The sequence below is a fragment of the Rhizobium sp. 1399 genome (genome assembly GCF_031455475.1).
In the GTDB taxonomy this organism is placed as follows: domain Bacteria; phylum Pseudomonadota; class Alphaproteobacteria; order Rhizobiales; family Rhizobiaceae; genus Rhizobium.
Map to the genome: position 1 here is coordinate 1 of NZ_JAVDSU010000029.1, position 9076 is coordinate 9076.

Genomic DNA, 9076 nt, shown 5'->3' on the forward strand with positions numbered 1-9076 from the left:
TCGCCATCAATGCCGTCATGCGACACATCATCGTCGTCGCCAATGCAAGACTGAGAGCACTCAACGATCCTGTCAGCAACTGACTTGATGAGGGAGGTTGGGGTTGGCGCCGCTGCCCAAAGTGAGGCTGACATCCCACCCCCACTATTCCAAAATCCGAACGATTCATTCGTTTCCCTTTTGTACTCTCAACCCCTTCCATTTCACGATGACAACAGCCATATTCCGCGCATGGCAAAATCTCCGAAGAAATCCCCCGCCTCGACCGGTTTCGAGGAAGCCCCCCAATCGTCATTCGAAGGTGCCCCGCTCGGCGGCAGCGTCTCCGATTGGGTGAAGCAGCTCGAGGCGGATGCCGAGCAGGCCGGCGTCGAAAGCCAGCGCGAAATCGCCTCCAAGGCGGGGAAGCACCGCAAGAAGGTGGAGAACGAGGCGCGCAAGCATACGGAAGCCGTCAGCGTCAACAAGAAGGCCACCGTCAGCAAGACGGCGCGCGGCGTTTCCATCGGCGGGTCGAGCGATCCGAAGACGCGTGCGGCCGCCGGTCTCAACCCCGTTGCCGGCCTGGATATTTCCCTCGAAGATGCCGGCAGTCTCGCCAACGGCGGCGTCACGGCTACCGTCGAAGCGCTGTCGGCGCTGATCGAGAGCGGCAACCCGCTGCACAAGAACGGCAAGATCTGGACGCCGCACCGCCCTGCCCGGCCGGACAAATCCGAAGGCGGCATCGCCATCCGCATGTCCTCCGAATATGAGCCCGCCGGCGACCAGCCGACGGCGATCCGCGATCTCGTGGGCGGGCTGGAAACCGGCGAGCGCAGCCAGGTCCTGCTCGGCGTCACCGGCTCGGGCAAGACCTTCACCATGGCCAAGGTGATCGAGGAAACGCAGCGCCCGGCCCTGATCCTCGCGCCGAACAAGACGCTGGCCGCCCAGCTCTATTCCGAATTCAAGAATTTCTTTCCCGACAATGCGGTGGAATATTTCGTTTCCTACTACGATTATTACCAGCCGGAAGCCTATGTGCCGCGCTCCGACACCTATATCGAGAAGGAAAGCTCCATCAACGAGCAGATCGACCGCATGCGTCACTCGGCGACGCGCTCTCTGCTCGAACGCGACGATTGCATCATCGTCGCCTCCGTCTCCTGCATCTACGGTATCGGCTCGGTCGAAACCTATACGGCCATGACCTTCCAGATGAATGTCGGCGACCGGCTGGACCAGCGCCAGCTGCTGGCCGATCTCGTGGCCCAGCAATACAAGCGCCGCGACATGGATTTCCAGCGCGGTTCCTTCCGCGTGCGTGGCGACACGATCGAAATCTTCCCGGCCCACCTTGAAGATGCCGCCTGGCGCATCAGCATGTTCGGCGACGAGATCGACGCCATCACCGAATTCGACCCGCTGACGGGACAGAAGACCGGCGACCTGAAATCGGTCAAGATCTACGCCAACTCGCACTATGTAACGCCGCGCCCGACGCTGAATGCCGCGATCAAATCCATCAAGGAAGAGCTGAAGGGCCGCCTGGTGGAGCTGGAAAAGGCCGGCCGCCTGCTGGAGGCCCAGCGCCTGGAGCAGCGCACCCGCTACGATGTTGAAATGCTGGAAGCCACCGGCTCCTGCCAGGGCATCGAGAACTATTCGCGCTATCTCACCGGCCGCGACCCCGGCGACCCGCCGCCGACGCTGTTCGAATATGTACCTGACAATGCCATCGTCTTCATCGACGAAAGCCATGTCACCGTGCCGCAGATCGGCGGCATGTACCGGGGCGACTTCAGGCGCAAGGCGACGCTGGCCGAATATGGCTTCCGCCTGCCCTCCTGCATGGATAACCGCCCGCTGCGCTTCGAGGAATGGGACGCCATGCGCCCCGATACGATCGCCGTGTCCGCCACACCGGGCAGCTGGGAAATGGAACAGGCCGGCGGCGTCTTCGCCGAACAGGTCATCCGCCCGACCGGCCTCATCGATCCGCCTGTCGAAGTGCGTTCCGCCCGCAGCCAGGTGGATGACGTGCTCGGCGAAATCCGCGAGACGGCGGCCAAGGGCTATCGCACCCTCTGCACCGTGCTGACCAAGCGCATGGCCGAGGACCTGACCGAATATCTGCATGAACAGGGCGTGCGCGTGCGCTACATGCACTCGGATATCGACACGCTGGAGCGCATCGAGATCATCCGCGATCTTCGTCTCGGCGCATTCGACGTGCTCGTCGGCATCAACCTGCTGCGCGAAGGCCTGGATATTCCCGAATGCGGCTTCGTCGCCATTCTCGATGCCGACAAGGAAGGCTTCCTGCGCTCCGAGACCTCGCTGGTGCAGACGATCGGCCGCGCCGCGCGTAACGTCGACGGCAAGGTCATCCTCTACGCTGACAACATCACCGGCTCCATGCAGCGCGCCATGGACGAGACCACCCGCCGTCGCGAAAAGCAGATGGCCTATAACGAGGCGCACGGCATCACGCCCGAAAGCGTCAAGGCCAAGATCTCCGATATCCTCGACAGCGTCTACGAGCGCGACCACGTCCGCGCCGACATATCAGGTGCCTCCGGCAAAGGCTTCGCCGATGGCGGCAACCTCGTGGGCAACAACCTGCAGACCCATCTCAACGCGCTGGAAAAGAGCATGCGCGACGCCGCCGCCGACCTCGACTTCGAAAAGGCCGCCCGCCTGCGCGACGAAATCAAACGCCTCAAGGCCGTCGAACTCGCCGCCATGGACGACCCGCTGGCCCGCGAAGAAGCCAAGTCGATGGAAGGCATCCGCCGCAACGCCAAGGCCACCAGCGAGTCCCTTCCCTCGAAGGGAGAGAAATCAAACGGCAAGGCGGATGAGAATGCCACGCCCTCCTACTTCGCCAAGCCGCAACTGGACGACATGGGCGGCCGCAACGCCAACGGCAAGACCCTCTTCCGCCGCAACACGCTGGATGAGATGACCGTGGGCCGAACGGAAAAACCGGTGACGGGACATGTGCCGGAGAAGCCGGATGCGGCTAAGGGTACGCAGCGGTTTTCACCGTTGCTGGAGGGCCAGCCGGAGCGCGATGATGTGCGGCCGCTGGTGCGCGGGAAGACGGGTGTCGGGAGCTATGAGGATCCGGGCGAGCAGAAGCGCAAGAGCCGGACGAAGGGCAAGACTGGGCGGTCGGGGCGGTGAGGCCGCGCATCTTCGGCACCTCCAAACGCTATAGATGAGCGTCGCCCAGGGAGCGGCCAGATAGGCAAAGAAGAGGATCGGAGACTTAAAAGCCGAGCCATATTCTTCAACGAACAGAGTGCAACTGACGCGCGTCCATGGAAATGGCGATTCTCTTAAATCGCTCTTTACGTGCGGGTGAACAGGGCCGTTGTACAACCAGGATTTTCTGTTAGGAATCTGACCCCAAGCACCTGCCTCTTCACTTCGTCTGGAAAAAACATGGACACACTTAGAGTCGGAAGCATCGGCCTTCGCGATGTTGGTCCGTTTACACAGCTAGACGTTCAATTTCCAATTAAAGCCGGTCTGAGTCTTGTGTGTGGCGACAATGGGATCGGCAAGACGTCGCTCCTAGAGGCAATTGTTGCTGTCTTTTCTCGGGGGCAGCTACTTCGTTTGAAACGTCGCCAAGGGGCCGATGCCGGTAGAATCATGTTGGAATATGAAACCAAGGATCACGTGTCTACAACCGAGGTGAAAGTTCAACAGTTTGAGCCCGATCAGTTCGATTATCTAAACACACAGTTAGGTGACATTGCCTCGAATGTAATAAACGTGAGAGCGGCGCGCGATTTCATTTACCAACGTCAGGATGGAATCACTCGGGATCCCTCACTGAATCCCAGGCACCACGGAGATCGGGTGGCAAACGGATTGGCCTCAAGCGAGATCAAATCGTGGTTTTCCAATCGTTATCTGCTAAGGCCACATGCTGAAACGAGCAGCTGGACCTCAGAGATGATGGAAAATCTCGACGCGGCCATCTCCTACTTTTCGCTTCTTGACCCAAACGTGAAACTTGACCGGGTGGATGTTCGGACATTCGATATAATAGTAGCGACACCAAGCGGGCTGGTTCCTTTCGAGTACCTGTCATCAGGCTTTAAATCTGCATACATTTTGTTGTTGGGGATCATAAAGGAGATTGAGTTTCGAGGGATCGGAGTCGCCGCGAGAGATTTCGCTGGTCTGATTCTAATTGATGAACTTGATCTTCATTTACACCCAGTGTGGCAACGTGAGATTGGGGCCGCGATGAAGCGCGCATTTCCTAATGCTCAGATAATCGCTACGACCCACAGCCCGCACGTAATTCAGGCGGCCCAAGCCTCTGAAGTAATTGCTCTCGTCCGTGATGCTGACGGGAACGTTAAATCAAGGCCTGTGCCGTCAACCAAGTTCGGGTACGCTGGCTGGTCACTTGAAGAAGTTCTTGAAGATATCATGGGCGTTGAAGATACAAAGACGCCGATCTTCAGAGCCGCCATGCAGAACTTCGACGCCGCTATAGATCAGGATAACGCTGATGCTGTTGTGGCGTCCCTAGATATCCTACGTGAGATGCTGCATCCGAACAATTCAACCCGAAAACTGATCGAAATTCAGGCCGCACCTTACATCGGTGCAGTGTCCTCTACTGAGGGCGAGCAGTGATACGCCTTAATCGAGGAAACCCGCCCCAGGAGCTTGATGCAACAACCGTCAGCGACTTAACAGCCGAATTCGCCGCCTCCGGAAAATCAGTTTGGAGCCAACCATATATCCGGGAAGCGCTCCTGACCCTATCTCGTTCGAAATGCGCTTATTGCGAGACCAAGGTCAATGAAGAATCAAAATATATGGAGGTGGAACACTTCAGATGCAAAGATATCCACCCTGACCTTGTTGTAGAATGGGACAATCTCTTGCCCGCATGTAAACATTGCAATGGGCACAAGAGCACCTACGATGTCGATGCCGAGGGCATGATCGCAGACCCTTTCACCACAGACCCCGCGATCCATTTTTATTTTCAAAACTACCGTTTGAGATGGCGCGATGACATTGGCCGCCGGAGCATCGATACGCTTTACTTGAATGAAACGACGCGCTTAGTGAGTGTCCGGCTGCGTATTGGCGAAACTGTCGCACAAGCGCTTGAGACGATACGAGATCAGCTTGAGATGTACATCTCAGGAGACCAAACCACACGCCGCCGTAACCAAATCACGCGTGGAGTGAAGAGGCTCTTGGAGGAAGCGCAGCCCAGTGCCGAATTCAGCGCATTGACAGCAACCGTATTGCTCACGGACCCAAACTATCTTTGGCTAAAACAAAACCTTTCGGATTTGGGGTTGTGGCAAGAACTAGCGCCGTTTGAGGCTATCGCCCTCACGATCGCCCTTCTACCATGAGACTCATTGGATGATCTCCTCATAGCCAATTTCTGACACTTCGTCCGTGCGGATCGATCATCTGGCCGCGATCGGTGATTAGGGCAAACAGCTCGCCCGAGACAATCTTCACCGGCGAGCCTGGCCCATTCCCTCTACAAAAATTTCCTCACCCGCACCCGCGACTCCTGCTACGCATCCACTACCCAGCAGGAGACTTCCAGCATGCGCCTCTCCGATCTCCTCCTTAGCCTCGCCCTCTCCGCAGTGATCGCCTCCCCCGTCTTCGCCACAAACTACAAAACCCCAAAAGCCCTCCTGCAGGCACTCTACGCCTTCAACACCGCCCCCGACACCGGCCCCTCGCCCTATTCGCCCTTCTTCTCCGACCACCTGAACGACCTGCTCCAAGCCGATATCGACAACACGCCAGATGGCGAAGCCGGGGCGATCGATTTCGATCCCGTCATTGCCGGGCAGGATGGCGAAGCGAGTGACCTCAACATCGGCCAGCCGATCCTGCTGGACGATCGCGCCGAACTGGAGGTGCAGTTCCGCAATGGCGAAGAGGTGACGCTCTATTACACGCTGGTGAAGGAGCATGGCGGCTGGAAGGTGGAGGATATTGCCAACCAGCAGGGCGAGGAGCCGTGGAGCCTCAGTGCGCTGCTGGGCGACGCGCAGTAGGCGGCGTTGAGCGCGCGGCATTTCATTGCCGCCGAACCTGCCGTTGGGCAACGGCGGCAACCTCCGACACAACCCGCCTTTATTAGCGCCCGGTCATTGTAATGGCCGGCCCGCGCCCCATATCCCCAGTATGGCGGCATGTGGAATAAAACCGCCTTTTGCATCGGTTTACCCGATGCCCTCAAGGGAAGACGCGCTGTCTTCCGACACTCTGCAGAACAGCTTTTTCGAAGCCTCCTGAGCAGCATGGCCGCGCCCCGAAAGGGCCGGCAAAGAGCAATGTCTCTCATACGCCCAGACGCTTAGGAGACCGCGCTGAAAAAGACCTCTGACGCATTCGATGATGAGCCGTGCATATCCCCGCCTGGTATCAGGCGTGGCCGCTTATGAGTCCCTGGCAGGAGCCGGAGGCGCCAATTTCTGGAGAAACTTCGATGTCCCTGATCTTCCCCAATAGAAGCCGCAGTTTCGACGAGGGCCGCGATGGGGTTCGTTTCTCCGGCTATGACGGCATGTTCGAGGTGCGGTTTCTGATCGAGGCGAGCGCGCTGCGCTCCATCGCCCAGACGGGCCGCACGGAGGCCGAATGCCTCAACGCCTTCGATGCGGCGCGCCCCGCCATTCTGGAGGCGGCATCCGGTGTCTACGGCCGCGGCGGCAAGGACCGGTATACGCTGACGGAGAAGGATATCCGCCGCTAAAGCATATCGCGCAAAAGTGTACAGTGGTTTGCGACGACGACATGCGTAAAACGAAGACTTAAAGCGTGGAAAACGAATCCTGGAGATTGCGACACGCTTCAATTTCACGCCCGGGATGAACCGGGCACGGAGATGAGACATGTCAGTCGACAGAAAACATCTGAGCGTGGTGGGCAGACGCCCGCGTGCTCAACCCGAAGACGTCGATCTCGAAACGGCTGTCTACGATGCGCTTGCCCATACGGGCGATCTCGATCCCAGCTATATTTTCGTAACGGCGCGCGGCAGCGACGTCACGCTCGCCGGCTGGGTCTCCGTCAGCGAGGAAATCTCGCTCGCCGAGCAGGTGACCCTGCGGACACGCGGCGTGCGCAGCGTTCATAACGAGCTGTCGCGGGATCTCTAGCGCACCCATTCGTCTCGGCGCGGCTGCGCGCCGACCTCCGGCATCGCTCGAACGCAGGCCGGAGGCGAGGAGCCCGGCCCCGCGCCGGGTTCCACGTTGCCGGGCACGAGCCCAAACCGATTCCCCCACACACGACCGATTGCGATCGGCCCCACACGATCGATGGATAAGCATGCGCAAGAAAATCGACGAGATCACCAGACCGGCCCCTTCCGCCACAGGCCGGCATGCGACTGCCAATGAGAACCGCCCTGCCCGAAGCCCCTCCGCAGGCGAGATGATCGCCGAAGCCGAAACCGCCCGCGCCACGCTGGATACGGACGGCGATGAGCCGGCTACGGCGGAAAAGCCCGGTGAAGGCCAGGCAGACAACAAGGCGCTGGCGGGCGGCCCGCTTCCGACTATGGAAGAGCTGGAACTGGCCCGTGACGACCACAGCAGAAAGATCGCCGGAAGAGAGGCGGATGGGGAGGATTGAGCTGTGCGGGCACGGCGGTTTCGTCGCGCAGAGCAGGCTCGGAAAGCCCGAACCCGAGCGCCGGCATGGCCGAGCGGCTGCATTTTCTGTAGCGTGAATCGACAGAAACGCCACCGACCGGACTCGGACAACAAGCAATGCCAGACATCCGCATCGACCCATTCCCCTCGCCCGATGAATTCGGCGCTCTCTGGGCCGCCGCCTGGGATGGCGCGCAGGCGCCGGATTTGGCCCGCATCCTGCCGCGCAGCCTTGCCCATCTCGGCGCCTACCACGAGGGCCGGCTGATCGGCTTCGTCAATGTCGCCTGGGATGGTGGCATCCACGCCTTCATCCTCGATACCTCAGTGCATCCGGATCTGAGGCGGCAGGGCATTGCGACTGCGCTGGTGACGGAGGCGGTGCGGATTGCCCGGGAGCGCGGGGCCGAATGGCTGCATGTCGATTTCGAGCCGCATCTGACCGGCTTTTACCGCGCCTGCGGTTTCAGGCCGACGGAGGCCGGGCTGGTACAGCTGACCTAGACCTGGGCTACGACAGAAGCGGCCGGTAGCCGCCGCCGGGCTCGCGCCGGGTGAGGAAGAAATGCAGCAGGTTGGCATAGCCGCGCGCATCGTCGATGGCGCGATGCGTGTGGGGCACATTGCCCAGCCATTCGCGCGGATAGTGGGCGATATCGCATTCCCACGGCTTGCGGCCCGTCGCACCCGCCACCAGCGACAGGATGCAGAGCGGCGGATGGCGAAACAGGCGATCGGCAATCCACGGCCCCTGGAACAGCGGCCGGCCGCTGAACCGCTTCAGGTAGTGATCGAGCCAGGGACCATCGAGCGCCACGGGATGGGCGGCAAAGATCGGCTCGGCCTTGAAGGTTTTCACCCAGGTGATGAAGCGGGCCATGACGTCGGCAGCCGGCTCAGGGTTTTCAGTCGCGGCCGCGACGGCTTGCGGATGGGTCTGCCAGAAGGCCGTGGTCACAGGGTCGCGCCCGGCACCCTCGAGCGGCTGCAGCACGGCTTCGAACTCGCCGAGAGCCTGGCCGGACTCGGAAACGGCGACGGAGGCGAAGGACAGCATCGAATGCGTACCCGGTATCGGGCCGTCGAATTCGCAATCGGTGACGATGTAGATATGCGGCACGCGGGTTCTGCTCCCAGGTCTGCTTCGGTGTCGGGGCAGCATAGCGGGATATTTTCGCGTTGCCATGGGTGGTTTGGGGTGATGGGCGGCATGTACCGATGTGAGGGTGCGCGCGCTGGCTCTCCTTCGTCGCTCTAGGGATGCCCCAGCACTTAGCGCCATACCAGCAGAGACTACCTTCATTGTGGGGAATAAGTCTCTCGCCGCGCAGACGCGCGGTGGCTGGATTCCTGTGACAAGCACAGGAATTGTCTGTTGGTTTCGTGCTTTACTGGATGGGAAGCATGGATGATCCCCG

General features: G+C 60.1%; 9 protein-coding genes. 8 read left to right on the forward strand and 1 reads right to left on the reverse strand.

Annotated features, from left to right (window positions below; all coding sequences use genetic code 11):
- The first annotated feature begins 231 nt into the window (after window positions 1-231).
- The 8 genes from uvrB (at window position 232) to J2X71_RS37975 (ending at window position 8162) form a co-directional block, all read left to right on the forward strand.
- On the forward strand, window positions 232-3171 hold the full coding sequence (gene uvrB / locus J2X71_RS37940) for an excinuclease ABC subunit UvrB (protein WP_310390552.1): 2940 nt from the start codon (window positions 232-234) through the stop codon (window positions 3169-3171).
- A gap of 261 nt (window positions 3172-3432) precedes the next feature.
- Window positions 3433-4647, forward strand: a complete 1215-nt coding sequence (locus tag J2X71_RS37945; protein WP_310390553.1) for an AAA family ATPase — start codon at window positions 3433-3435, stop codon at window positions 4645-4647.
- Complete coding sequence (locus J2X71_RS37950) at window positions 4644-5387, forward strand: hypothetical protein (RefSeq protein WP_310390554.1); 744 nt, start codon at window positions 4644-4646, stop codon at window positions 5385-5387. The genes J2X71_RS37945 and J2X71_RS37950 overlap by 4 nt, the downstream gene beginning before the upstream one ends.
- Window positions 5388-5591: 204 nt before the next feature.
- Window positions 5592-6053, forward strand: coding sequence for a DUF3828 domain-containing protein (locus tag J2X71_RS37955; protein WP_310390555.1), 462 nt, complete (start codon window positions 5592-5594; stop codon window positions 6051-6053).
- A 434-nt stretch (window positions 6054-6487) separates the two neighbouring features.
- Window positions 6488-6754, forward strand: a complete 267-nt coding sequence (locus tag J2X71_RS37960) for a DUF1488 domain-containing protein (RefSeq protein WP_007818474.1) — start codon at window positions 6488-6490, stop codon at window positions 6752-6754.
- A gap of 139 nt (window positions 6755-6893) precedes the next feature.
- Window positions 6894-7160, forward strand: coding sequence for a BON domain-containing protein (locus tag J2X71_RS37965; protein ID WP_310390556.1), 267 nt, complete (start codon window positions 6894-6896; stop codon window positions 7158-7160).
- A gap of 172 nt (window positions 7161-7332) precedes the next feature.
- The gene (locus tag J2X71_RS37970; RefSeq protein ID WP_310390557.1) at window positions 7333-7638 is read left to right on the forward strand and encodes a hypothetical protein; all 306 of its coding nucleotides are present in this window, start codon (window positions 7333-7335) and stop codon (window positions 7636-7638) included.
- A gap of 137 nt (window positions 7639-7775) precedes the next feature.
- Entirely contained in the window at window positions 7776-8162 is a 387-nt protein-coding gene (locus tag J2X71_RS37975) for a GNAT family N-acetyltransferase (RefSeq protein WP_310390558.1), read from the forward strand.
- Window positions 8163-8169: 7 nt separating this feature from the next.
- Here the strand turns inward: J2X71_RS37975 and J2X71_RS37980 are convergent, their stop codons facing one another.
- A complete protein-coding gene (locus J2X71_RS37980; protein ID WP_310390559.1) occupies window positions 8170-8778 on the reverse strand; it encodes an exonuclease domain-containing protein in 609 nt (202 codons plus the stop codon).
- Window positions 8779-9076 lie beyond the last annotated feature (298 nt).

Excerpts from the sequence above, each read along its gene's own strand:
- uvrB (WP_310390552.1), top strand. The coding sequence starts at position 232 with ATGGCAAAATCTCCGAAGAAATCCCCCGCCTCGACCGGTTTCGAGGAA.
- J2X71_RS37945 (WP_310390553.1), top strand. The coding sequence starts at position 3,433 with ATGGACACACTTAGAGTCGGAAGCATCGGCCTTCGCGATGTTGGTCCG.
- J2X71_RS37955 (WP_310390555.1), top strand. The coding sequence starts at position 5,592 with ATGCGCCTCTCCGATCTCCTCCTTAGCCTCGCCCTCTCCGCAGTGATC.
- J2X71_RS37960 (WP_007818474.1), top strand. The coding sequence starts at position 6,488 with ATGTCCCTGATCTTCCCCAATAGAAGCCGCAGTTTCGACGAGGGCCGC.
- J2X71_RS37965 (WP_310390556.1), top strand. The coding sequence starts at position 6,894 with ATGTCAGTCGACAGAAAACATCTGAGCGTGGTGGGCAGACGCCCGCGT.
- J2X71_RS37970 (WP_310390557.1), top strand. The coding sequence starts at position 7,333 with ATGCGCAAGAAAATCGACGAGATCACCAGACCGGCCCCTTCCGCCACA.
- J2X71_RS37975 (WP_310390558.1), top strand. The coding sequence starts at position 7,776 with ATGCCAGACATCCGCATCGACCCATTCCCCTCGCCCGATGAATTCGGC.